Annotated in this window: 21 protein-coding genes; 15 read left to right on the top strand and 6 right to left on the bottom strand. The window is 33.7% G+C overall.

The window, feature by feature from the left end; genetic code table 11:
• Positions 1–107: 107 nt before the first annotated feature.
• Complete coding sequence (locus QWY90_RS09050) at positions 108–1742, top strand: ABC-F family ATP-binding cassette domain-containing protein (RefSeq protein ID WP_290285564.1); 1635 nt, start codon at positions 108–110, stop codon at positions 1740–1742.
• Positions 1743–1832: 90 nt separating this feature from the next.
• Here the strand turns inward: QWY90_RS09050 and QWY90_RS09045 are convergent, their stop codons facing one another.
• A complete protein-coding gene (locus tag QWY90_RS09045) occupies positions 1833–2654 on the bottom strand; it encodes a DUF6929 family protein (RefSeq protein ID WP_290285563.1) in 822 nt (273 codons plus the stop codon).
• A gap of 27 nt (positions 2655–2681) precedes the next feature.
• Between QWY90_RS09045 and QWY90_RS09040 the strand changes: the two genes are divergently transcribed.
• Positions 2682–3557, top strand: coding sequence for a PPK2 family polyphosphate kinase (locus QWY90_RS09040; RefSeq protein ID WP_290285562.1), 876 nt, complete (start codon positions 2682–2684; stop codon positions 3555–3557).
• A gap of 48 nt (positions 3558–3605) precedes the next feature.
• On the opposite strand, the gene QWY90_RS09035 is transcribed toward QWY90_RS09040, so the two are convergent.
• The gene (locus QWY90_RS09035; RefSeq protein WP_290285561.1) at positions 3606–4148 is read right to left on the bottom strand and encodes a hypothetical protein; all 543 of its coding nucleotides are present in this window, start codon (positions 4146–4148) and stop codon (positions 3606–3608) included.
• 197 nt (positions 4149–4345) lie between these two features.
• On the opposite strand from QWY90_RS09035, the gene QWY90_RS09030 reads away from it, so the two are divergent.
• The 3 genes from QWY90_RS09030 (at position 4346) to QWY90_RS09020 (ending at position 7021) form a co-directional block, all read left to right on the top strand.
• Positions 4346–5728, top strand: a complete 1383-nt coding sequence (locus QWY90_RS09030) for an MATE family efflux transporter (protein WP_290285560.1) — start codon at positions 4346–4348, stop codon at positions 5726–5728.
• 58 nt (positions 5729–5786) lie between these two features.
• Positions 5787–6692, top strand: coding sequence for a prohibitin family protein (locus tag QWY90_RS09025; protein ID WP_290285559.1), 906 nt, complete (start codon positions 5787–5789; stop codon positions 6690–6692).
• 98 nt (positions 6693–6790) lie between these two features.
• A complete protein-coding gene (locus tag QWY90_RS09020) occupies positions 6791–7021 on the top strand; it encodes a DUF8828 family protein (RefSeq protein ID WP_290285558.1) in 231 nt (76 codons plus the stop codon).
• A 63-nt stretch (positions 7022–7084) separates the two neighbouring features.
• Here the strand turns inward: QWY90_RS09020 and QWY90_RS09015 are convergent, their stop codons facing one another.
• Both QWY90_RS09015 and QWY90_RS09010 read right to left on the bottom strand, forming a co-directional pair.
• The gene (locus QWY90_RS09015; RefSeq protein ID WP_290285557.1) at positions 7085–7720 is read right to left on the bottom strand and encodes a response regulator; all 636 of its coding nucleotides are present in this window, start codon (positions 7718–7720) and stop codon (positions 7085–7087) included.
• Positions 7721–9046, bottom strand: coding sequence for a sensor histidine kinase (locus tag QWY90_RS09010; RefSeq protein ID WP_290285556.1), 1326 nt, complete (start codon positions 9044–9046; stop codon positions 7721–7723).
• A 796-nt stretch (positions 9047–9842) separates the two neighbouring features.
• Here QWY90_RS09010 and QWY90_RS09005 point away from each other — a divergent pair.
• From QWY90_RS09005 to QWY90_RS08980, 6 genes are all read left to right on the top strand, one after another.
• On the top strand, positions 9843–12686 hold the full coding sequence (locus tag QWY90_RS09005) for a sensor histidine kinase (RefSeq protein WP_290285555.1): 2844 nt from the start codon (positions 9843–9845) through the stop codon (positions 12684–12686).
• Between the two features lie 39 nt (positions 12687–12725).
• Complete coding sequence (locus QWY90_RS09000; protein WP_290285554.1) at positions 12726–13349, top strand: response regulator; 624 nt, start codon at positions 12726–12728, stop codon at positions 13347–13349.
• Positions 13350–13447: 98 nt separating this feature from the next.
• Entirely contained in the window at positions 13448–15520 is a 2073-nt protein-coding gene (locus QWY90_RS08995) for a hypothetical protein (protein ID WP_290285553.1), read from the top strand.
• Positions 15521–15548: 28 nt separating this feature from the next.
• Positions 15549–17147 (top strand): hypothetical protein, encoded by a 1599-nt coding sequence (locus QWY90_RS08990; protein WP_290285552.1) that lies wholly within the window; start codon positions 15549–15551, stop codon positions 17145–17147.
• Between the two features lie 35 nt (positions 17148–17182).
• On the top strand, positions 17183–17980 hold the full coding sequence (locus QWY90_RS08985; protein WP_290285551.1) for a prolipoprotein diacylglyceryl transferase: 798 nt from the start codon (positions 17183–17185) through the stop codon (positions 17978–17980).
• Positions 17970–18605: a hypothetical protein gene (locus QWY90_RS08980; RefSeq protein WP_290285550.1), complete on the top strand. Its 636-nt coding sequence runs from the start codon at positions 17970–17972 to the stop codon at positions 18603–18605. The genes QWY90_RS08985 and QWY90_RS08980 overlap by 11 nt, the downstream gene beginning before the upstream one ends.
• Positions 18606–18768: 163 nt before the next feature.
• On the opposite strand, the gene QWY90_RS08975 is transcribed toward QWY90_RS08980, so the two are convergent.
• Together QWY90_RS08975 and meaB are read right to left on the bottom strand one after the other, a co-directional pair.
• Positions 18769–19152, bottom strand: coding sequence for an HU family DNA-binding protein (locus QWY90_RS08975; protein WP_290285549.1), 384 nt, complete (start codon positions 19150–19152; stop codon positions 18769–18771).
• Positions 19153–19361: 209 nt separating this feature from the next.
• Positions 19362–20450 carry a methylmalonyl Co-A mutase-associated GTPase MeaB gene (meaB, locus tag QWY90_RS08970; RefSeq protein WP_290285548.1) on the bottom strand — a complete coding sequence of 363 codons (1089 nt, stop codon included), beginning with the start codon at positions 20448–20450 and terminating at the stop codon, positions 19362–19364.
• A 184-nt stretch (positions 20451–20634) separates the two neighbouring features.
• Here meaB and QWY90_RS08965 point away from each other — a divergent pair, with 184 nt between their 5' ends.
• The 4 genes from QWY90_RS08965 (at position 20635) to QWY90_RS08950 (ending at position 24883) form a co-directional block, all read left to right on the top strand.
• Positions 20635–21546 (top strand): AEC family transporter, encoded by a 912-nt coding sequence (locus QWY90_RS08965; RefSeq protein WP_290285547.1) that lies wholly within the window; start codon positions 20635–20637, stop codon positions 21544–21546.
• Positions 21547–22755, top strand: coding sequence for an MFS transporter (locus QWY90_RS08960; protein ID WP_290285546.1), 1209 nt, complete (start codon positions 21547–21549; stop codon positions 22753–22755).
• 166 nt (positions 22756–22921) lie between these two features.
• Positions 22922–24325, top strand: coding sequence for an FAD-binding oxidoreductase (locus QWY90_RS08955; RefSeq protein WP_290285545.1), 1404 nt, complete (start codon positions 22922–22924; stop codon positions 24323–24325).
• A 78-nt stretch (positions 24326–24403) separates the two neighbouring features.
• Complete coding sequence (locus tag QWY90_RS08950) at positions 24404–24883, top strand: outer membrane beta-barrel protein (protein WP_290285544.1); 480 nt, start codon at positions 24404–24406, stop codon at positions 24881–24883.
• Positions 24884–25068 lie beyond the last annotated feature (185 nt).

Here is a 25068-nt window from a genome sequence, read left to right as displayed (position 1 = left end):
ATGTAAGTTTGTCGTGCTAAAGATAAATAAAACAAAGGATACATTTTCAAATTGCAGCATTTCTAAATTAGACTATCTTTGCCGCTTCAAAAAATCTAACAATCTATATGATTACAGTTAACGATATTTCAGTTCAATTTGGTGGCACTTCACTTTTTAGCGATGTTTCTTTTGCGATTAATGAAAATGATAAAATTGCCTTAATGGGTAAAAATGGCGCCGGTAAATCGACACTTTTAAAGATAATTGCAGGAGAAGCAAAGCCTTCAACCGGAAATATTTCTGCTCCAAAAGACGCTGTGATTGCTTATTTGCCTCAGCATTTATTGACTAAAGATGGTTCAACTGTTATGGAAGAAACTTCTAAAGCATTTGGCGAAATCTTCAAAATGAAAGCCGAAATTGACGAAATCAACGAGCAATTAACCATCAGAACCGATTATGAAAGTGATGAGTATATGAAACTAATCGAACGCGTTTCCGACTTAAGCGAGAAGTTTTATGCTATTGAAGAAATCAACTATGAAGCTGAGGTCGAAAAAATATTAACCGGTCTTGGATTTGAAAGAGAAGATTTTACCCGTCAAACTTCCGAGTTTTCCGGTGGATGGAGAATGCGAATTGAATTAGCCAAAATCTTATTGCAAAAACCCGATTTGATTTTGTTAGATGAGCCAACAAATCACATGGATATTGAAAGTATCCAATGGTTGGAAGATTTCTTGATTAATTCGGCAAAAGCGGTTGTGGTGATTTCACACGATAGAGCGTTTGTAGATAATATCACCAATCGTACAATTGAAGTGACCATGGGAAGAATTTACGATTACAAAGCCAAATATTCTCATTATTTAGAACTCAGAAAAGACCGAAGAATTCACCAACAAAAAGCCTATGACGAGCAGCAAAAAATGATTGCTGAAAATCAGGAATTTATTGATCGTTTTAAAGGAACTTTCTCCAAGACTTTGTCGGTACAATCTCGTGTAAAAATGCTGGAAAAGATTGTTCAGGTAGAAATTGATGAAATTGATACTTCCGCTTTAAAATTGAAATTCCCACCGTCAATTCGTTCCGGACAATATCCGGTAATTGTTAAGGATTTAGAAAAATCTTATGGAAATCATCTGATTTTTAAAGATGCCAATATAGTAATAGAACGTGGTGATAAAGTAGCTTTCGTTGGAAAAAACGGAGAAGGAAAATCAACGATGATTAAAGCCATCATGAAAGAAATCGAAATTAATAGTGGAAGCGTTGACATTGGTCATAATGCGATGATTGGCTATTTTGCCCAAAATCAGGCGTCGTTATTAGACGAAAACGCAACTATATTTTCGACTATTGATGACATTGCAGTTGGAGATGTTCGTACTAAAATTAAAGATATTTTGGGTGCTTTTATGTTTCACGGCGATGATGTTACCAAAAAAGTAAAAGTACTTTCGGGTGGAGAAAAAACTCGTTTGGCAATGATAAAATTATTGCTGGAACCAGTTAATTTATTAATTCTGGATGAGCCGTCTAATCACTTAGATATGAAAACTAAAGACATTATTAAAGATGCTTTACGCGACTTTGACGGAACCTTAATTTTGGTTTCTCACGACAGGGATTTCCTTGACGGATTGGCGACCAAAGTTTTCGAATTTGGACACAAACGAGTGAAAGAACATTTTGAAGATATCAAAGGTTTCTTGGCGCATAAGAAAATGGAAAGCCTGCGTGAGATTGAAAAGTAACAGACATTTTTAATTATTTTAAACTTTGTGTCTTTGCGGCTTTGCGAGCGATTTTCATTTCTCGCAAAGACGCGAAGACGCAAAGAAAAGTTATTGATTTTTGAGCACTAATTTATAGATTGTCGATACCAATTCTTCAGAATCATTATCTTCACAAAGCAGCAATTCTATTTCAGTTGCTGTTTTTTTATATAATGTCAATCCTTCAAATTTGTGTTTGTCACTGATTTGAATATAATTTTTTAGTTTCATTGTTTTGAAATCAATGGTTCCTATAATGCTTCCCATAACTTCGCCATCATCATAAGTAGAGCTTGTGTTTTCGGCTGCAGCCAAAAAGTAAATGGTTTCATCAATCAAGATTGCATCGGTGAAAGTAGCTTCAATTTTATTAATTTTTGGAAGTGTTGTCAATACAAATTCAACCGTTTTATTTTTTTTATCATAACTAAAAACACCATTTTGGGCATTGACGCCATTGCCACGTTGAAAATAATAAATGATAGTTTTAGTAATAATGGCACCTTCAATATTCAATTCATCTTCCGCTAATGAAATCGTATCTCGAAGTCGTTTATAAATTTTAGCCAAACTCTTTTCTTTGACTTCTTTATTTTCAAGAGTAAAAGTAACTCTGACATCTCTTTTTTTGGTTGAACCTGATCCAAATAAATAGAGTTTATTATCAAATAGAGTTATCGCTTCAAAATCAGCTTTATCTTTTTTGGCAATGTTTTCCTGACTGTTTTCAAACAGTTTTAGTTTTTTAAGTGTTTTGTCATTGATATTGTATTGATACAAAAATGTGCTGTTGTCAGAAACAATAAATAATGAATTGTCTTGAAATACTATTCCTGATGTAGCACCAATTCCTTTGATGGTTGTGAAGGCTGAAAGTTGAAATTTTTCCATAAGTTTACAAATATAAATACTTACGTTATGAAAAGCATAAATCCAGATGATTTTAGAGTAATTGATAAAATCGAATTGTCAAAAATTCCAACCCAGTTAAATATTGATGCCGATGATGATGAGAAAAGGGAAGAATTATTAAAAATTCAACAAAAACTGAGCAAACGTCAAGATGCTATGTATGCGCACAATCGATATGGCGTTTTGATTTGTCTCCAAGGTATGGACACGAGTGGAAAAGACAGTTTAATTCGAGAAGTTTTTAAGGAGTTCAATCCGCGTGGCGTTGTGGTGCATAGTTTTAAAACGCCCAATTCAACCGAGTTAGAACATGATTATTTGTGGCGTCATTATTTGGCTTTGCCCGAAAAAGGGAAGTTTGCGGTTTTCAATAGGACACATTACGAAAATGTATTAGTAACTAGAGTTCATCCAGAATACATTATGTTTGAGAACATTCCAGGAATTGAAAAGGTGGAAGATATTACTCCAATTTTTTGGGAAAACAGAATGGAGCAAATCAATAATTTTGAAAAGCACATTACGCAAAACGGAACGCTGGTTTTGAAATTTTATTTTCACATGAGCAAGGAAGAGCAACGTAAAAGATTGCTAAAGCGATTAGAAAATCCGGAAGACAATTGGAAGTTTTCTACAGGAGATTTAAAAGAGCGCGAACGTTGGGATGATTATATGAAATACTACGAAGAAGCTATCAATAAAACGGCGAAAGTGCATGCACCATGGTTTGTAATTCCGGCCGATGATAAAGAAATGGCTAGAGTTATCGTAGCTAAAATCATTTGGGAAGAAATGCAAAAACTCACCGATATAAAAGAACCAGAATTAGACCCAAAAGTAAAAGCAAATATCGATTTATATAAAGCGCAATTGAAAGGATAAAAAAAATGCTCTGATAGTTTCAGAGCATTTTTTTAAATATCTTATGAATTACAATTCAAAACCATAAGCTAAACGAAGTCCAAGTTGACCTACGCCTTTACCAATTTTGTTATCATTATAATTCGGAAAATCATTATAACGTTCGTAACGCAAACTAATATCAATGTATTTTGTAGCATAACCAATGCTTGGCGCTAGTAATAATGAATTCTTATTGTAATCGTTTGTAACAGCAAATGCTGCACCAATTTCACCCATCAGATAAAAAGTATCTTTAAAAATAAATGCTTTAAAACCCGCTTTTACAGGAATAAATCCTAAATCATTGTCTTCACCATTTACAAATAGATTTGTAAAACCAGAAGTTAAAGTAACAGAATATCTTTTTGATAAATCGTATTGCAATCTGGCGTCAGCACCAAGTGAGTACTCATAAGGATCATCAAATACGGTTCCTGCATTAATTCCAAAACCTAATTTAAATTTTTGATCATAATTCTTTACTTCGGTTTCTTGTGCTACAATAACATTGGTAAAAAACATTGAAACTGCAAATACCGATACTAATTTAATTTTTGTTGTAATTTTCATAATTGTTGTTTTTTGATTTTATACCTAATTAGTTTAAAAAGGTTTCTTTAAAATCAGGTGCAAAAGTAGTGGGTTCCAAAAAAATAGATGTTACAAAAAATATTCAATTCATTACATAATTCACGGTTTTAAAAAGATATTTATAAAAAAAAATGCTTCTCTTTGCATTCCTAAACTTAGGAATAAAAAATTGCAAAATGAATTTCTCCCAATATACCAAAGAGTTCTCCTATAATTTAAGATTAGCCTATCCGGTAATCATTGGAATGCTTGGTCATACACTAATAGGTATTGTTGATAATATCATGGTTGGAAAATTAGGCAGCACAGAGTTAGCTGCTGTTTCTTTAGGTAACAGTATGATTTTTATTGCCATGTCGCTTGGTATCGGATTTTCAACGGCTATTACACCAATTGTTGCCGAAGCTGATGCAGAAACTGATACTTCAAAAATCCGTTCCGCTTTTCACCACGGTTTGTTTTTGTGCGTAATTTTAGGTTTTGCACTTTTTGGATTAGTAGTTTTGGCAAAGCCAATAATGGAATTATTACACCAACCCAAAGAAGTAATTGCACTCGCAAAACCTTTTGTTGATTGGGTTGCATTTTCGTTAGTTCCGCTTATTATTTATCAAGGTTACAAACAGTTTGCCGATGGTCTGTCGATGACTAAAGTTTCAATGTATGCGATTGTTATGGCCAATATTTTACATGTATTTATTAATTACTGTTTAATTTATGGCGTTTGGATTTTTCCAAAAATGGGAATCCTTGGTGCAGGTTTAGGAACTGTTATTTCCCGTATTGCGATGGTTACTTTTATGCACATCATCTTATCACGAAAAGAGCAGCTAAAACAATACTTCCAGGGTTTTAGTTTTGATGAAATCAAGAAAGAAATGATAAAAAAAATCGTCAATCTTGGATTTCCATCTGCCATGCAAATGCTTTTTGAAGTAGTACTTTTTACGGCCGGAATCTGGCTTTGTGGCAACATCGGAAAAACCAGTCAGGCTGCCAATCAAATTGCTTTGAGTTTGGCATCGATGACGTTTATGTTTGCTATGGGCCTTAGCGTAGTTTCTATGATTCGAATAAGTAACCAAAAAGGATTGAACGATTACAAGCAATTGGTCATTGTAGCACGTTCTATATTTTTATTAGCCATTCTTATCGAAATTTTGTTTGCTGTAATGTTTGTTGCTTTACATCAAATCTTACCTTATTTGTTTTTAAATATGGATAATCAATCACAACTAGTAGACAATCAAGAAGTAATTACTATTGCGGCAAAATTACTTTTGGTTGCAGCTGTATTTCAAATTTCAGATGGAATTCAAGTGGTTGTTTTGGGTGCGTTACGTGGTTTGCAGGATGTTAAGATTCCGATGTACATAACTTTTGTTGCCTATTGGATTATTGGTTTTCCGATTTCGTTTTATCTCGGAGAATATACATCGTTAAAAGCTGTTGGTGTTTGGATTGGACTTTTGGCTGGATTAACTGCTGCTGCTGTATTCCTGTTTATTAGATTCCATTATCTGACAAAAAAATTGATTTCGACAACTACTTCTAAATAATTTGTAACTTACTTTTAACAGTTGCGTATAATCACCGTATAATTTAAAAACTTAAAAAATGATCTTCTCACTCATTATTGGTATTATCTTAATTGTTATCAGCTTTACATTAAAAAACAACGAAAACCCACTTTCAAAATTTGCTAATCTTTTTAGGATTTTTGGATTAGTGATTATTCTTATCGGATTATTATCATCAGTATTCAAACAAATTGACGCAGGTAAAGTGGGCGTAAAATCGCTATACGGAAATGTGCAACCCGATGTTTTAGAAAGTGGTTTGCATATTGTTAATCCGTTGTTAGACATTACCATTTTTGATGTTCAAACTCAAAATTACACTATGTCTGCTATTCATGGAGAAGGAGCACAAGAAGGTGATGATGCCATCAGAGTTTTATCTAATGATGGTTTGGAAGTCGTAATTGACTTAACCGTTTTGTATAGAGTGTTACCAACAGAAGCTCCAAAGATTTTAAAAGGAATTGGTCAAGATTATACGGATAAAATCGTGCGTCCGGTAACCCGAACACGCATTCGTGACAACGCAGTTTATTATGATGCCGTAGCTTTATATTCGACTAAAAGAAACGAATTTCAACAACGAATTTTTAAATCAATTGAAGATGATTTCAAAAAAAGAGGCTTGGTTTTAGAACAACTTTTGATTAGAAATATCAATCTTCCGGTTTCCGTAAAAGCTTCTATCGAAAGTAAAATTAATGCCGAGCAAGATGCTCAAAAAATGACATTCGTTTTGCAAAAAGAAAAACAAGAAGCCGAACGTAAAAGGGTAGAAGCACAAGGTATTGCGGATTATCAAAGAATTATCTCATCCGGCTTGACCGATAAACAATTACAATACGAACAAATCAAAGCGCAAAAAGAAATAGCAACCTCGTCTAATGCCAAAATCATTTTTATGGGCAAAGGAAGTGCTCCGGTAATTTTGTCTGATAAATAATCTTTGTTGTCGGTTATCTGTTATGAGTTATCTGTTTTAACTATTTTTGCAACAGACTATTGATAACAGAAAACAGACAACCGATAACACAAATAAACATGGAATTACCAAAATTTTTACTAGCCGATAACTCTGATTTACCAGAAGATGATATTTTTATAATTCACCTTGATTTCCCTCGCTTTATTATCAATTTAAAAGATGATGAGGTCGAATTTCTGGAAGATTTAGAAGGAGAAGACGAAACCGAATTAGAAAGCGAGATGGAACATCTAATTACTTTAGCTGGTGAATTCTATGATAGAGAAATGGAGCGCTACGAAGAGTAGTCTTTTAGTTTTAGTATAGAACAGTTTTTAACTTGGATTAACAAGTTGAAAACTGTTTTTGTTTTAAGAGAATCCATTTTTAAGCGCATAAACCGCCAAGCCTACACGTGTTTTTAGCTCTAGTTTTTCAAACAGATTATCACGATAGCTTTCTACGGTTCTTGGACTGCAGCACATTAGCTCTGCTATTTCCTTGTAACTCATTTCGGTAATAGTATATTTCAAAAACTCTTTTTCTCTTTCGGTAAGCTTTGATATCGAACTGCTGGTAGTGCCGTTCATATTAGAATAAATAATTTTAGAAGCCCAATCAGGATAGAAAAATCCGTCTTGAACCAATTTGTTTAGCGCCATTTCAAGATCACGTGGATGCGTATTTTTTAGCAGATAACTTTTGGCTCCATTTCGTATCATTTTGATAACACTCTGTTCATCGTTTTGCATACTTAACACCATTATTTTTATTTCAGGATAACTTTCTTTTAACCATAGTGCAGTTTCAAAACCATTCATTTCCGGCATACTAATATCGAGCATTACGATATTGGGAACGGTTTTCAAGGCTTTTATTTTATGAATAAGTTCTTTACCATTTTCACATTCAAAAATGACTTCAAAGTTTTCAAATTTTGAAATAATACCTTTCAAAGCTTGTGCTATGAGTATATGATCATCAACTATGGCAATGGTGTTTTTCATTTAAAACGGTATAGTTACGGTTATCTTTGTTCCAATAGCTAGTTTACTTTCCAGTTTAAATTCGCCATTAAGCATTTCGGTTCTTTTCTTCATGTTTCTGAGGCCAATTCCGTTTGAGTAGGTTTTATCCTTGTCAAATCCTTTGCCATCATCAACCAATACAAGTTCAACAGAATTTTTAACAGTGGTCAATACTAAAGTTAAGTTTTGGCAATCAGCATGTTTGATGCTATTTTGAAAAAACTCTTGTACAATGCGTGTCAAAACTGCTTTCGACTGATAGTTTAAATCAATATTTTTATTATTGCTGATAAATTTTACTTTATATGAATTGAGTTTTCGCACTCGTTCGGATTCGTTCTCAATCAGTTTGTAGATGTTGTTTTTTTCTATAGAATTGTCAGTAAGCGATTTGCTTAATTCTCTCATTTCATCCAAAGACTCATTAATTAAAGCACTAATGTTGTAAATGTTGTCCGTTATGTTAGGTGCTTTATTTTCATGCCCTAATTGTTGAGTGTATAAACTGGCTAAGGTTAGTTTCTGTCCAATATTATCATGAATTTCTTTACCAATGTATTCCATGGTTTGTTGTTGCATTTCGATTTTGGTTGTAAATAGTTGCACTTCATACCGATGCTCAACTTCCTGTTTTTCTTTGTCTACAATAAAATATTTATAGATGAAAGCACCGATAAAGCAAATATTTTCAAAGAAATAACCGTAACATAAATAGTGAAAACCGGTATAAATACTTGCATTAGTTATAGAATCCCAAAGAGCTAAAATCCCGGAAACAAATAAAAAGGTTGTTCCTATAAATAAATATCGGAAGAACACAATCTTTAACCCTTTTCCAAGGTGATAATAAAATAGTATTGCAATCAGATAAATAATCAATCGTGTTATCACAAAGAATTCAAAGCTCACTCTGACAAAATGCGGAAAAATAAACATTATTAAAAAGTAGATACCAATAAAACCAATAAAAGCATGATACGTCTTTTTGAGCTTTTCATATTTCACATCTTGAAATACCATTGCATGATAAATAAAAGAACAAAACAATAAAGCACTTAGCATTTGCAAGCCATCAACTAGGAGCTGCATAACATTACGGCGAACTGTTTTAATAGGGAAGTCGCCAGTATCTTTTATATAAACAGTTATAACAAATAACAAAAGTGTCAAGATATACAAACTGTAATACCTATAAATTTTAGATTTAAAAAAGTAATTCAGATAGGCACTAGTAAAACCAACCAGCGATAAAAAACCTATGGTGAAAAAACAAATACCAATAAAAAAGGGGTCATTTAAAATCATGCAGCGTTTTTTATATTCAATCAAATACAAATCACTCGGTAGTGAATGATTCAATAATTAGGAACTTACAAAAGTAACGCTAACTATAAATAAATGAATTCCGCCAGACAACCCTATTTATATCCGTTAAACGACGGTATTTTTTTAGGTTCATCCAACATAGTAAATATAGTTTTTTACTCATCAATTCCTATAACGAATTAATTCAATTTTGTAATAGAGATTTATATTTAGCATACTTAAATCTACTACTCAAAATAATGTGTTAGTAAAAGTAACCCAAACACTTTTTAATAGTCGCTGACTTTGAGTTAATAACCTTAAAGAAAAATAAATAATTGTGGTTTATTTGAGTTGCTCCTGAGGCCAGTTGCGTTTGCCCGCTGGCTTTTAGGGCAATAAGTGAGAATTAAATTGCCCTTTTATAGAAATAAAATAATAGTAAAAAGTTAGTTAGTTTATTCCGAAAAGTCCCGAACTCATCACTCGGGATTTTTATTTAAAATACTTTTTTAACAAATTCATAGCAGCAAAATGTGAAATTTCATCTTTATACAGTATTTCAGAAAATAAATTTTTATGATTTCGAAATAAAGAATATTTTTATAAATCAATTACCTATTGAACTTTAAAACACAAGAATATTATTAAACGCCATCTAATATTTACTCTTTTTTTTCTGCTGCTTTGGAATACTTCAAAAGCACAATCTTCTTTTTTAAATTTTTCAATTTCAACGCTTACTCTAGATGAAGGACTTTCACAAGGTTCTAATTACTATAGATATGAAGACAGTTTGGGTTTTGTATGGATAACAGGAAATGATGCTGTAAATAGATATGACGGAAATTATGTCAAAGTCTATAAAAAAGACCAGTATTTTGAAAACTGCAAAAATCTGCAACAAGGTTATGGTTTTGCTGAAGACGATAGTCATAATATTTATATTGGCAGTACAACTGGATTGTATGTTTACGTAAGAAGAAAAGATCGATTTAATGTAAAGTTTTTATTTCCAAAGGGAAAAGATCAGACAGTTTTTTCTATTGGATTTGCTAATGGTAAAGTATGGTGTCATAATAAAGATTTTGATATCATTGCCTATGACATAAAATCAAATACGGCTAAATTTTATAATACTTCAAGCAGCTATAAAGTTGCTTCTTTTCATGTTTATGATAATTCTCAAAACCCAATTTTTACTCGTATTCCTTTTATTGATGCTAATGATAACTTATGGATACTTAATCCTAATGGGTTGCTGTTTTTTGATACAAAGACCAAAAAATCGCATCGTTATTTAGAAAAATATTTGACTGATAATGAGTTTAAAATTATTTCGTCAAGTTATGATAAATACACTAACACAATTTTAATTGGAACCAATACTTATTTGTTACTTTTTGATTGTAATTCACGCAGTATTTTCAAAAAAAATGAATATAACACGAGAATAGAAGGAATTGCAGTTAATAAAAGTATAATTGTTGTAAAAGATAAAGAAAGATTTGACATATATAAAAAAGACTTTGAAAAAATATATAATCAAAAATTAAATGAAAATTTTGCAACTACCTACTGCTATTCATTTGATAAAATGAATAGATTATGGATGTGTCGTGATGGTTTTGGACAAATGATTTTAGATTTTAATCCACCATTGCTAAATAAAGTTTCCAGTACCAATGAGTTGTTTAAATCTGGTGTTGGCAATTTTTCGGAATTCACTGACGGTTCATTTTTAGTGCAAGACAACGTCGTTTTTGATAAAGAAGAAAGACATTTAAAAAAAATTAATGCAAATGTTAACCCTGCTTTAATTATAAAGGAAGTAACCGATTTAAAACATAAAATCATTTGGCAACTAGTTCAAAATAATGATCTAACAATTGATTTATTTCAAATAGATGAAAATAAGCAACTAAAGTTTTATGGCACACTTTCTAACATCCAACAAATAGGGTTATTACAAGATATAGTACTATTAGAGAATCAATTAGTATGTTCCTTTCAAAGCGGATTATACATAATAGATACAAAAGAAAAAAAGCTAAATAAGCTAGCCAATCAAACAAAGAAAAACCCTTTTAAAATCAACCCCATTTCAAAAAACAGGATAGTAGTTTCCTATCTTAATCAGGAAGCCACATTATACCAATTGAATGAATCATATAATATAGTGCATTCACAAAATATACTAAACGGACTTCAGCCTTTTTATTTTCAAGAAGATACCAACAAAAATAGAGTTTGGGTAGGAACGAATAATGGTATTTTAGTTTTAAACTCTAATTTTAAGATTATTAAAAAAATTGATGCTAATAATAACTTGTCAGGAACTTATATATATGGAATTCTTTTAGACGAAAAGGGAAATTGCTGGGCAAGTCATCAACGAGGTTTAAGTTATATTAATGGCGACAATTATAATATAATCAATTTTACCAAAGAAGATGGGATTCAAGATTGGGATTTTAATAACAGAGCTTATTATAAATCAACTGATGGCACGCTTTTTTTTGGTGGCATGAAAGGCTTTAATTATTTTAAACCACCATTAAAATATGATAATGCTATATATAAATCTAAAGTATATATAGATGAAATTTTGGTTAATCAAGAAAAACTACATTCAAACACGAATAACGATTTCATCCGTAAATTAAATTTAGATTATAATCAAAACAATATCACTATTCACGCTATAGTGTGCAATATCTATAAAGGAAAACAATCTCCTATAGTTTACAGAATAAACAATAATAAATGGATATACAAAAACAGTGATTGTACTATTGATTTGGCCAATCTTGCTCCCGATACTTATAAACTAGAGTTGGGTGTTTATGATAAATTTCAAAATAAAGTTATAATTCAAAAAACAATTACTATTGCTATTGATTTTCCAATCTATAAAAAAGTTTGGTTTTGGTTGCTTATTTTAGGATATGCACTTGTTGTAATATTGTATTTAGTTTACAGAAGACGTCTTGCCAAACAAGAAATAGAGTTTAAGCAACAACTTGCGCTAGAACAACAACGAAATAAAATTACTGCCGATTTACACGATGATATCGGAGCAACACTAAGTAGTTTACAAATCAATAGTGCTGTCGCTAATAGATTAATAACTAAAAATCCAGAGGAAGCCCAACTAATATTAAATAAAATTGAAGACCAATCTCAAAATATAGCTGATAAAATAGGTGATATTATTTGGAGTATGAAACCGGGGAAAGATGAATTTATGAGTATTAGTACTCGTATTAAAAACTTTGCTAACGATATTTTGGGAGCTACGACCATCGAATATGAAATAAAAATAGATACCTCTATTGACACCATAATTAAAGACATTAGTACTAGGAAAAACATAGTGCTTATTATCAAAGAAGCTATTAATAATTCTGTCAAATATAGTAAAGCGACAAAAGTTCAAATTAGCCTTTCTATTATAGAAAACAATATCGTTTTAGAACTTAAAGACAATGGTATTGGCTTTGATACCAATCAAATAAAAGGAAACGGAATGACCAATATGCGTAAAAGAGTTGAAGAATTAAACGGAAAGTTTAAAGTAAATTCTACAATTAATAATGGCACAACCATCAAAGCATTAATTCCGCTATCCCTTAATTAAGGGATAAATCCATAAGAAAATCATCGTTACATTTGAGCTATGCCAATACGAATTTTTATTTATGATGATAGCACCGAGAGACGCGATAGTCTTAAGGCGTTGCTTAGTTTCAATGACGAACTTAAGTTTGTAGGCGAAGCAGTGAATTGTGTTAATGTACTTTCAGAAATAGAAACCTATTATCCCGATGTAGTTTTAATGGACATCAATATGCCCGAAGTTGATGGTATAGAAGGTTTGCGCCAAATAAAAATGCATCATCCTGAAGTGAAAGTACTAATGCAAACTGCTTTTGATGATAGTGAAAAGATATTTATTTGTATCAAAAACGGAGCAAGCGGTTATATCCTTAAAAACGACAAACCGCAACGCATACTTCAAGCCATTGAAGAAGTGAATCAAGGTGGTGCAGCTATGAATCCGGCCATTGCCCAGAAAGTTTTAGATTATTTTATTCCAAAAGCAATCAATAATCCGCTTTCGCCAAAAGAAAACCAAGTCCTAGCATACCTCGCCGAAGGTCTATCTTATAAAATGGTTGCCGATAAGATGGGCATCAGTTATGCTACGGTGAATACTCATGCCAAACGCATATACGAAAAACTTCACATCTCATCTTTAGGTGAAGCCATAGCTTATTATTACAAAAATCTTAAAAATTAGCTTCCCATTTTTAAAACATAGAAGTCCCTTTATCACTTGATTAAGGGATTTTTTGTTTGTAGGAATTGGTAATATTTGTTAAGCAAAATTATATAACCATGAAACAAAACAAATCACTCAAAATTATCCTTACGCTTTGCTGCTTTTTAGCCTTTAGTATAAGTGCGTTGGCAAGTGCTCCACAAAATCCACCTGTTACTGGTATTGGAGTTGTAGTAAAGAAAAACCCCGGTGGCGGAGCCAGCAAAGCCACTACAGGCAAAGACGGCAGCTTTAGTTTAGAGTTAGTCAAAGGGTCGTATTTGGTGTCTCTAGACAAAGACCAACTGCTCAAAGCAGGACAAGATCTAGTAACAAACTTAAACCCAAAAAGTACTTACGTATTTAATGGCGATGGCACACAACTGGTTATTGCCGAAAACGAAAACATCATTATGTCGCAATTAGAAGGCGATGCAGGTTCCGATTTATTGCTGATTACCGCACTAAAACCTACCACCTTGCAAGGAAGTTTGCTTTGGGATAGTACCGTTGTTAATCAACCGCAAGCAAAAACAGAAGATCGTGTAGGTCATGTAACCTTACTAAGACGAAACGCTTCGCAAAGCCTGCAAGTGTTTTGCCCATTAGGCACCCTAGGTTTAAATGGTAAATGTGTGCCTATAAAAGAGTTTGAAAATTCACCACAAGGCAAATCAGAAGATCGTATAGGACATGTAACCTTATTGAAAAAGTATGGTAGCTCCATGAAAGTAGCAGAAACAGAAGGTGGGCCTCATCCACCATATATTATTAAAGGCGGTACTCATAAAGTAAAACGAACCGGTCATGTAACCTTATTGCGTTTTTCTAAGCCGCAAATTTATGTTGGCGGTGGTATTTCAAACCCATCCGCAACTACTAAAGAAGCAGGTATTGTAAACGGTATAGATATAAACGTTAGTTTGTACAAACCTATATGGGAGTGGGGCAATACCTCATTAGGGATAAACGCTGGTGGTGGCTACACCATGGGCAATAGTGATTATGCTTTAGACAGTCGCTACACTGTATATCAATTGCAAGGACAAAGCGCACCACCAACGGTAGTGGCAAAAGGAAATGGAAGCCCAAAAGCGCAAGGTTTCAAATTTGAAGCAGGGCCACAAATGAATATTCATTTAGGCGATGTAACAGTTTCACCAATCTTGAATGCTGCTTATTTAAGTATCTCGCAAAAGGAATTTACCGTTACCGAAACCGTACAAGAAAACACGGTGGACTATCCGTATGTTTTACTAGCCCAAAAAGCAACTAAAACCAGTGGTTTGGGTGTAATTCCAAAAGTAAGATTGGCTTATAACATTACACCAACTATAGGTATATGGGTAGAAGGCAGCTACACTATGGGTTCAACAATTAGTACAGAAAGTACCCGTTTTGTACTAGACCCAACCATTCCTAGCAATAGTTATAACCTAGGGCATTTTAACGAAGGGCAATATATTACTACTAAAACGGATACTAAATACAGTGATATGGGTATAAGTGGTGGGGTTGTGATTAGTTTGGGGAAGAAAGAAAATAGTGGTGGTGGCGCAGCCGCAGCTTCTTATGCTGCTACCGGAAAAGTTATCGCTACTTCAGATATTGTAGGGGAATGGAAATCATTGGTAGCAGCCGGAACACCATGGTTTATTTCAGGAGGAAGTGCTTGCCAGTTAGAGCCTGGTTGTGGTGCAGGTGGAATTTATTGCAAAGCAAATTCGCCTTCATTTAGTGAGCCAAATTACGTATTGAATGAAGACGAAATAATGACCGCTAGTGCCATAAAACTTGTTGGCACAAACAATATTGTGATATACAACTTAGGTCTCAAAAACAAATTAACTGCTAAAACGCTTCAAAAGTTTATTGATAAAAAAGTAGATGTGCAACCCACTGTTCTTCCTTTGTCATTACTTTCTTCATTGTATAAAAGTATCGGTCTTCCTGAACCTAAACAACCTATTACATTCGGTAAAGAAAATATTACTTACGAAGTAATGAATACCACTAATGAAGGGAAAGACGTGCAGGTAATTCAAATAAATGAAAAAACCAAAATCAATATTGATGGCAAAGAATATAATGTAACAGTAATCACAACAAGTGGTAGAGGATCTGGCTCTCCAAAACAACAAGGTTTTTAATAAATAAAATCTAATTAAAATTTCAATTATGAGAATAGTTATAAAGGTTTCGATGTATTGTTTGTTTTTGGTTTTAACACCATTTATGCTACAATCACAGGTAAAAAGTAAAGCCGGAGTTAGAACTATGATTCCGATAAAATCAGAAGTAACTAAAGATGTTACTAATGAATGTTGCTCGGGATCTTATTTTATAAGCCAAACCTATTGTTGGGATTACACAAAAGTAACTCAACAAAACAAAAGAATAATTGCTTCAGGAAATAGCATAGCAATAAAAGGTTCAGGTCAATTAAGTGAAGCATTAAAAGGATGTAAAGAGTTTAACAAAGAAACTTGTGGAGAAACTATCACACAAAGTGTTGGAAGTATTTTAAGTTTTAGCGGAAACTTTTATTGTAATTCAGGAAAAGAAGGTTGTCAAAGCCGAGTTGTGATTAAAATAAAAACACCTACTGGCGCATGGACAATACTAAGTGGTACTTATAGCTTTGATGAGCTGGGCTTGTACGAAATTAAATATGAAGGTTATTGTGACAACAAAACTGAGGAACCCTGTAAGACCTGTTCTCATTATATTAGTGTCAATGAGCTACCTAAAGACTGTTGCAGTGGAAGTGGTTGGGAAGGCGCAAGCTATCAATTGGTAGCAGGTAGTGAGGCTAATATTATATATGGAGCTATACAACCCTTTACAACTGTTCCTCCATCTGGTGGAAATTTGACTCCCAATTCTCTCAGCGCAGAATTAGCGGTGAATATTGAAAACCTTAAATACCGTTGTGCAGATGCTACATGTGCCAAACAATTTTTTATTAAGCGCATCAATTTAGATAATCCGTCAATGATTATCGCCAATGACACATTACCCTTAAATCAAGTAAGTACTTCAATTTACGATCAATCTTACAAGCAAAAAGTATTTGTTTACGCTATGTGTGGCGGTAAAGTTTGCGGTGTTCCATTAATACTTACTACAGAAAGTAATAAGAAAAATGTCGGCGCGGGTAAAGGTGGAGGCGAAAATAACCCATGTGATAACTGTGATGCAATAAAAAACTTAGTTATAAATGGTGATTTTGAAAATTGGAATAATGGATTAGGTTATGTAAGTTTTTTTACACCATCGTTTTCTAATCCTGGATACGTTAATGACGATAAATTTTTTGTTGGATCTTTAGGAAATAGTAAGTGTTTAGAAATACAGGCAAAAAATGACGGAATGGGTAACGGAATTATTCTAACAGGGAGATCACTTTGGCGAGGCGTTCCCATTACAGTTGAAAAAGATAAAAAATATCACTTCTGTTTCGAAATGCTAACTTATTTTCAGGATACTTATGAACGAGATTCCTATGGAAACAATTTAGCTGGCAATCCAAGCATTATAATTGATGTATATATAAATGGGCAATTAATAATAAATAGAGCAATAGTTGGGGGGATTTACACTTATAACTATAATTCAAAACAATATCAATCTTCAGGATGGGTTAAAAAAGATGCGATATGGACTTCAAATTCTACAACAGCTAATATTGAAATTAAAATTAGAGATTGGCAAAACAGGTGGACTAGACTGTGGAAATTTGGTATTGATGATATTGTTTTCAAGGAATGTCAATAACAGAAAAGTTATATAAACTCAATTAAAGTTAGCACATGCACAAAGAACTTTTCCATATTCAATTACCTGTTTTTTTATCCAATCTTTTGGGTATGGTTGAGTTTACGATTTATTCGTATGCGTTTTGTATTGTCTTAGGTGCTTTATTGGCGACGGTTTATACCAAGTGGCGTGCTAAAAAAGAATTGGGCATTACAGCATTGCCCAATTCTTTCTTCTATCTCATTTTTATTATGGGCTTTGTGGGTGGTAAATTGTTTTATTACTTAGAGAAACCCTTGTATTATCTAAATAATCCAAAACTTATTTTAGATAATTTTTCGGGTGGCTTTGTGTTTTATGGTTCGTTTGTAACGATAGTTCCATTTGTGGTTTGGTATTTAAAAAAACACAAAATACCGGTTTTATCCATGCTAGATATTTTTGCCACCACTACCTTAATAGCGCATTTTTTCGGAAGAATAGGTTGCTTTCTAGGAGGTTGTTGCTATGGGTTGCCTACTAATAGTTTCATGGGTGTTGTTTTTCCAAACTCTAATGGCATTGGTGTACATCCAACCCAACTTTATGAAGCCTTTCTATTATTGATGATCCTGCTACTTATCCTTTCTGTTAAACAAAACAAACAATTTGACGGGCAACAGTTCTTAACCTATATTATTTTATATGGCTTTTGCAGAATATTTTTAGAATTATTTAGAGGTGATGAAAGAGGGTATGTCATTGATGGTTTTCTTTCTCATTCGCAATGCATAGCATTAGTTATTATCATTATTGCTGTTATTTATTATAAAAAATTACTAATCCAAAACTTTAAATTATATGAAAATTAAAAAAATCAAAACTTATTTAGTGTCAACAGCTGTTGTTACTGTATTGTTAATCACTGCAACCTTAGTAATTGGTCCAAGTTGTACCTCGCCTCAAGCATCAGCACCAGCAGGATGTAATACGGGACTATCTCCATTTAAAACGCTTTGGAGTGATGTCGTTACAGCCCATCCAGCCTATACCGATTCCAATACAATGGATTTGGATGTTCATGAATATACATTTACACTAAACGCCAATCAAACAGTTTGTTCTATTGGTTATCAAGGAAATGCCAATTTATATACTGCTAGTGTTCCTTATACTATTGAGATTTATAACAATACTGATGCTACAATGGTATACTCAGGGAATATTATTTTTAATTCTAACTCAACAGATTATCATTCGGTTAATGGTATTTCTTTGCTTGCAGGAAAGTCATATTCAATAAGAAGAATTGTTTCTAATTATCTTGGTAATGTAATCAATACTACAGGAAGAATGTTATCCTTTACTACTGGAAATCCTTTTCCGGTTACTTCAAATGGAATGACTATTACTTCATCCAACTTTTATAGTTTAGGAACACCCGGTCCAGATTCTAATATCGGAATTCCCTATATCGATCTCATTTTTGAGATGTAGTTTGAATTAGCTCACTAAAACAAATACTAGAAAATTTCTACTTAAAATACTTCCCTAACAAATTCATAGCCGCTGCAAAAGGTGATAATTCATTATTTTGCGCGGCTTTGTTGTTCTGTTGTATTGGCTTTATAACAAAAATTTAATTTAAGATTTTAATTTCCTAACGTATTCTCTTAAAAGTAATTTCCCTTAATCTATCCATTAATTTCGCAGAAGGTTTATAAATCACTTTCACTTTGGTAATCGATGATTTGCCCAATTCCTCCTGTGTGTCGGCAGCAGTTCCCTGCAATGTTAGTTTTAGGGTTCCTAAATGATCAATAGCTACAATATTTCCATCAGTCAATTCTTCTGCGATTACCGTGGTTAAACCCACAATAACTCCGTAACAATCCGCAGCGCTCATAGTAGACTGCATGGCTACCTTACGCGCTAAATCTTCTAAGTCTACTTTGCCCTGACTCACCGCACAAGGGTAATATTTAACTTCTGGCGGAGAAGTCTGCATGTTTTTTTTGGGAACCATTTTAAAGTGAATAGCCATACTTTTTTATTTTAGTAGTGTGATACAATTAAATCATAAGTACAAATTTAATAAAAGATGTACATCTTTTACTCAAAACATGTACATCTTTTTGTGTAAACATGTACATCTTTTTCTACAAAGATGTACATGTTTAAAGAAAATAGCGCTTACTTTATAAAATAATACTAATTATGATTAAAAAAGAGATGAGTACAAAACGTTCTCTTTTACTTCTTGAAATAAAATTCTAGTAGTTTTTGCGCTGCGGCAAAAGGGGAAAGTTCATTAGCAAGCACCGCTTGTTGTGAAGAAGTGATAAGTTTGGCAATTTCAGGATGATTATAAAAGTTATTTTTTAACTGCTCGTTAATAGTTTCCATCATCCAATATTGGTTTTGCTCTTTGCGTTTTTCTTCAAAATAATGATTGGCTTTGACTAATTCAAAATAGTTAGATATCGTTTCCCAAACACTGTCAATTCCGTCTTTTGTAATTGAACTACAAGTCGCTACGGTCGGAATCCAACCTGATTTTTTCGCAGGAAACAAATGCAAAGCACGATTGAATTCGGTCTTCGCTAATTTAGCTTTATTGATATTATCGCCGTCAGCTTTGTTAATGACAATCGCATCCGCCATTTCCATTATGCCTCTTTTGATACCCTGTAGTTCATCGCCAGCTCCAGAAATCTTTAGCAATAAAAAGAAATCAACCATCGAGTGAACTGCGGTTTCACTTTGACCTACACCAACCGTTTCTATAATTATGGTATCAAATCCAGCGGCTTCACAAAGGATAATCGTTTCTCTAGTTTTTCGGGCAACGCCACCCAATGTTTCTCCCGAGGCGGAAGGACGTATATAAGCATTTTCATCTTTTACTAATTCCTCCATTCGGGTTTTATCTCCCAAAATGCTTCCGTGCGAAATTGTACTGCTTGGGTCAATAGTTAAGACCGCGACTTTTTTACCTAACGACGTAAGATATTTACCAAATGCTTCAATAAAAGTTGATTTTCCAACTCCGGGAACGCCGGTAATTCCTATTCGAACTGATTTGTTAGCATAAGGCAAACAGCCATTTATTATTTCGTTAGCTTTCGCCAAATGCGTAACACTTGTACTTTCTACCAAAGTAATGGCCCGACTTAAAGCCACTTTATCATGCGCTAAAATTCCGGAAATAAGTTCTGCTGCTGAAGGTTGTACTTTTCTGCTTTGGGAAATTTTCTCTAAGGAAGATGCGCTGAAAGTTTCAGGTTGCGGAATACCTTCTTTTTCATGTAACGCTGATTTTGTGTTTTGCTTTTGGTTCAATGGGAAATCGTTTGGGTAAATTTAGTAAAATATTACTTCCTGTTACACAGAGATTCACAGAGATTTTAAAGAGACTCACAAAGAAGCTTTTTAAAACTCAGTGAATCTTTTTATTTTTTCTCTGTGTATCTCTGTGTAATAAAACAAACTTTCCGACCTTTGCAAACTAATTTAAGTATTTCGAATGGATAACATTCTGTTGATTTTTCTCTGTTTACTTATGGGTTTGGGAATGCAACGACTCGCAGCCTTTCCCAAAAACGGACACTTAGCACTTAATCAGTTTGTTATTTATGTTGCTTTACCAGCATTGGCTTTGTACTATATTCCTAAAGTTTCGATTTCTACGGATTTGTTATATCCATTAGGAGTTGCCTGGATTGGATTTCTCTTATCTTTTGCTTTTTTCTATGCCATCGGAAAAAAATTAGGTTGGCCCAATCGACTTATCGGTTGTTTGATAATTACGGCTGGTTTAGGGAATACTTCATTTGTTGGCTTTCCAATTATTCAGGCACTTTATGGAGAAGAAGGTTTAAAGACCGCGATCATTGTTGATCAGCCTGGTTCGTTTGTAGTCATGGCAACACTCGGAATTATTACGGCCGGAATTTTTGCTAAAGGCAGTTCAAGTTCGGGTGATATACTAAAAAAAATACTACTGTTTCCGCCATTTATCGCTTTTGTCATTGCGGTTGTGATGAATGTTTTAAAGTTTGATTTTAATGAACATTTAGAAACTGTTTTTCAAAAATTGGGTGCAACAGTAACACCTGTTGCTTTGGTTTCCGTCGGATTGCAATTAAAAATTGACAAAAGAAGTCAGCATTGGAAATTTCTGAGGCTGGGATTGCTTTTTAAATTAATTATTACACCAGCGATTTTCTTTTTACTCTATAAAATTATATTGAAAGGCAAAGGGATAGCTGTTGATGTTTCGGTGATGGAATCAGCAATGGCGCCAATGATAACAGGAGTAATTTTAGCCTCAAATTATGGCTTGAAACCAAAATTAAGCAGCATGATGGTTGGAATCGGAATTCCATTATCCTTTGCCACGCTTGCGTTTTGGTATTTTATTTTAAACACATTTTAAATGGAAACTACTAGTAATATATCTACTGAAAATAAGGAATTATTGCATAAAACAATTTATTCTATCCTGTTTTCCATCAGTTTTGCTCATTTGTTAAACGATTTAATTCAGGCGATAATTCCATCGGTTTACCCAATTTTAAAGCAAAATTACCACTTATCATTTTCCCAAATCGGATTGATAACCTTTGCTTTTCAACTAGCAGCCTCACTGCTTCAGCCTTTTGTGGGTTATTATACAGATAAACATCCAAAGCCTTTTTCACAGATTTATGGAATGCTGTTTTCTTTGGCGGGAATTGTTTCGTTATCGTTTGCTGATAATTTTTATTGGATTTTACTTTCAGTGGTTTTGATTGGAATTGGTTCTTCTATTTTTCATCCGGAATCGGCACGAATTTCTAATATGGCTTCAGGCGGGAAACGAGGTTTGGCACAATCTATATTTCAGGTTGGCGGCAATTTTGGGACAGCACTCGGACCACTTTTGGTAGCGTTAATTGTAGTTCCAAATTCACAAAAATACATTCTTTGGTTTGTAATTGCTGTGGTTATTGCACTCGGAATTATTAGCAAAATTGCCTTTTGGTACCGAGACCATTTGATTTTTAGAAAGAATAAAAAGACAGTATTTATCGATTATCACAATTTGTCTAAAAGCAAAGTGAAATGGGCGATAGCGGTGTTGTTAATCGTCATTTTCTCTAAGTTCTTTTACACAGCAAGTTTGTCGACGTATTATACTTTTTTCCTTATGGATAAGTTTCATCTTAGTATAAAACAAGCACAGTTTCACATGTTCATTTACTTAATCGCGTATGCGCTTGGAACCATACTTGGCGGGCCGTTAGGAGATAAAATCGGACGCAAACACGTGATTTGGCTTTCTGTTTTTGGAGCTACACCATTTGCATTAATGCTGCCTTATGTTAACTTATTTTGGACAGATGTTTTAATGATTACCATCGGAATTATAATGTCATCTGCTTTCCCGGCCATATTAGTTTATGCACAGGAATTGGTTCCGAAAAAACTCGGAATGGTTTCCGGATTGTTCTACGGTTTTGCCTTCGGAATGGGCGCTTTAGGTTCGGCTTTGCTGGGTAAATTAGCGGATTATACTTCTATTCAATATGTGTATCACGTTTGTTCGTTTCTGCCTTTGATTGGAATTATTTGTTATTTCCTTCCTAATTTGAAGAAAAAATAGAAGCGAATGTTTTGGGCTTATCAATCGACTATTTTCCCGCTTTCCGTTTCAATATCTTTGACAAAGTTTTAAACTTTGTCAAAGATGATTTCCACTACAATCGGGGCTAAAAATAATTTGTCTTTTTCTTTTGTTATCGTTACTTTTACCTTTCTAATTTAACCTAATGTCACTCAGTCCCGAAATTCTTCAAAAATTATCGAATATAGTTGGTGTTAACTATCTGTTCACTGACAATGAAACCCTAAATCATTACGGTCATGACGAAACGGAAGATTATGTTTTTCCGCCAAACGTTGTGTTGAAACCTGCCAATGCACATGAAATTTCAGCCATATTGAAAGTGGCCAATGAATATAAAATTCCGACGACACCCATTGGAGCCAGAACAGGTTTGAGCGGAGGTGCTTTATCAGTATATGAAGGCATTGGATTATCAATGGAGCGCTTGAATAAAATTCTGGAAATTGATGAACAGAATCTGCAAGTCACTGTTGAGCCAGCCGTTATCAATCAAGTATTGCGGGAAGCTGTTGCCGAAAAAGGATTGTTCTATCCTGTTGATCCAAGCAGCATGGGAAGTTGTTGGATTGGCGGAAATATTGCTGAAAATGCTGGTGGCGCGAGAGCTGTAAAATATGGTGTGACCAAAGATTATGTTCTTAACTTAGAAGTGGTTTTACCTAATGGTGAAATCATTTGGACAGGAGCCAATACTTTAAAAAATTCTACTGGTTATAACCTAACGCAATTAATGGTTGGTAGTGAAGGAACACTCGGAGTTATTACAAAAGCAGTGTTGAAACTCTTGCCAAAAAACACCCATAATGTTTTGATGTTGGTTCCGTTTTATAAAGCTAACGAAGCTTGCGAAGCGGTTTCGGCTATTTTCCGTGCCGGAATCGTTCCAAGTGCATTAGAGTTTATGGAACGTGATGCTATTGATTGGACATTGCGGTTGGTAGAAGGCATAAGTGTAAATGTTAAACCTGAACACCAAGCGCATTTGCTGATTGAAGTGGATGGGAATTATCCTGAAATTTTGATGCTCGAAGCTGAGAAAATCATGACGGTTGTTGAGAAATTTGACATCGATGAGGTTTTGTTTGCCGATACCGAAGACCAAAAAGCTGCTTTGTGGAAGATGCGTCGTTCCGTTGCTGAAGCCGTTAAATCAAATTCGATTTATAAAGAAGAAGACACCGTAGTCCCAAGATATATGTTGCCTGAATTACTCACCGGAATCAAGAAAATAGGAGAGAAGTATGGCTTCAAATCGGTTTGTTATGGTCATGCCGGCGATGGGAATCTACATGTTAACATCATTAAAGGCGATATGACCGATGACAATTGGGAAACTCAGGTTCCGATAGGAATTCGTCAAATATTTGAACTGACAGTTTCCTTAAAAGGTACACTTTCAGGCGAACACGGCATTGGTTATGTTCAAAAGAATTTTATGGATATAGCTTTTTCCAAAGCGCATTTGGAGTTGATGGAAAGTATTAAGCGTGTCTTTGACCACAATAATATTCTAAATCCCGGAAAAATATTCCCAGACGAACTTTAATAAAATACGTTATTTGCCGTATTGCTACTTTTTGAGACTGCAGGTATTTTTACATCATTATTAATCTAAACAATAAAAATGATGAAAAAATTACTAATCGTTGCAGTATTACTTGCCGGTTCACTTACAGTACAAGCACAAAAAGACACAAAATTCGGAGTAAAAGCTGGAGTTGATTTAGCTTCCATTAAAGTAAAAGTAGCCGGGAGTACTGCTACTGCCTCGGAAACAGGATTCTTTTTAGGAGGTTTTGCTACAATTGGTGTTTCAGAAAAATTTGCTGTGCAACCTGAGGTATTGTATGTTGCTATTTCAGATTCTAACTTTTTTAGCGTTCCGGTTTTGGCGAAATATACTTTTGCTGAAAAGTTCAGTGCTTTAGTTGGACCAAGTTTTAACTATTTTTCAGATGCAACTGAAGACAAATTAAAAGTAAATATTGATTTAGGGGCAACCTATGATGTTACAGAAGAAATTGACGTAAATGCTAAGTATTCTTTAGGTTTTGGAGATGTAGCTGTAAACGGAATCTTTATTGGAGCAGGTTACAAGTTTTAAATTTTAGTTAGTTATTATAATGAAAAAACCATCTGCCGCGGCGGATGGTTTTTCATTTTAATCTCTTTTAGGAGAATTTTTCTTATCGCGTTTTTCAGCTTTTTTTTCTTTTGCCGTCTTTAGAGGTTCTTTCTTAGCGGCTTTCTGAACGTCTTTTCCTTTTGCCATGGTATATTTTAATTAGT

Source organism: Flavobacterium paronense, assembly GCF_030409795.1.
GTDB lineage: Bacteria > Bacteroidota > Bacteroidia > Flavobacteriales > Flavobacteriaceae > Flavobacterium > Flavobacterium paronense.
This window is presented reverse-complemented; position numbering and strand designations above follow the sequence as displayed.

Coding starts and splice junctions, on each gene's coding strand:
- QWY90_RS08990 (WP_290285552.1), top strand. CDS start 15,549: ATGAGAATAGTTATAAAGGTTTCGATGTATTGTTTGTTTTTGGTTTTA.
- QWY90_RS09035 (WP_290285561.1), bottom strand. CDS start 4,148: ATGAAAATTACAACAAAAATTAAATTAGTATCGGTATTTGCAGTTTCA.
- QWY90_RS08960 (WP_290285546.1), top strand. CDS start 21,547: ATGGAAACTACTAGTAATATATCTACTGAAAATAAGGAATTATTGCAT.
- QWY90_RS08955 (WP_290285545.1), top strand. CDS start 22,922: ATGTCACTCAGTCCCGAAATTCTTCAAAAATTATCGAATATAGTTGGT.
- QWY90_RS08980 (WP_290285550.1), top strand. CDS start 17,970: ATGAAAATTAAAAAAATCAAAACTTATTTAGTGTCAACAGCTGTTGTT.
- QWY90_RS09050 (WP_290285564.1), top strand. CDS start 108: ATGATTACAGTTAACGATATTTCAGTTCAATTTGGTGGCACTTCACTT.
- QWY90_RS09040 (WP_290285562.1), top strand. CDS start 2,682: ATGAAAAGCATAAATCCAGATGATTTTAGAGTAATTGATAAAATCGAA.
- QWY90_RS09045 (WP_290285563.1), bottom strand. CDS start 2,654: ATGGAAAAATTTCAACTTTCAGCCTTCACAACCATCAAAGGAATTGGT.
- QWY90_RS09015 (WP_290285557.1), bottom strand. CDS start 7,720: ATGAAAAACACCATTGCCATAGTTGATGATCATATACTCATAGCACAA.
- QWY90_RS08995 (WP_290285553.1), top strand. CDS start 13,448: ATGAAACAAAACAAATCACTCAAAATTATCCTTACGCTTTGCTGCTTT.
- QWY90_RS09030 (WP_290285560.1), top strand. CDS start 4,346: ATGAATTTCTCCCAATATACCAAAGAGTTCTCCTATAATTTAAGATTA.
- QWY90_RS09020 (WP_290285558.1), top strand. CDS start 6,791: ATGGAATTACCAAAATTTTTACTAGCCGATAACTCTGATTTACCAGAA.
- QWY90_RS09010 (WP_290285556.1), bottom strand. CDS start 9,046: ATGATTTTAAATGACCCCTTTTTTATTGGTATTTGTTTTTTCACCATA.
- QWY90_RS08950 (WP_290285544.1), top strand. CDS start 24,404: ATGATGAAAAAATTACTAATCGTTGCAGTATTACTTGCCGGTTCACTT.
- QWY90_RS09000 (WP_290285554.1), top strand. CDS start 12,726: ATGCCAATACGAATTTTTATTTATGATGATAGCACCGAGAGACGCGAT.
- QWY90_RS08985 (WP_290285551.1), top strand. CDS start 17,183: ATGCACAAAGAACTTTTCCATATTCAATTACCTGTTTTTTTATCCAAT.
- QWY90_RS08975 (WP_290285549.1), bottom strand. CDS start 19,152: ATGGCTATTCACTTTAAAATGGTTCCCAAAAAAAACATGCAGACTTCT.
- QWY90_RS09025 (WP_290285559.1), top strand. CDS start 5,787: ATGATCTTCTCACTCATTATTGGTATTATCTTAATTGTTATCAGCTTT.
- QWY90_RS08965 (WP_290285547.1), top strand. CDS start 20,635: ATGGATAACATTCTGTTGATTTTTCTCTGTTTACTTATGGGTTTGGGA.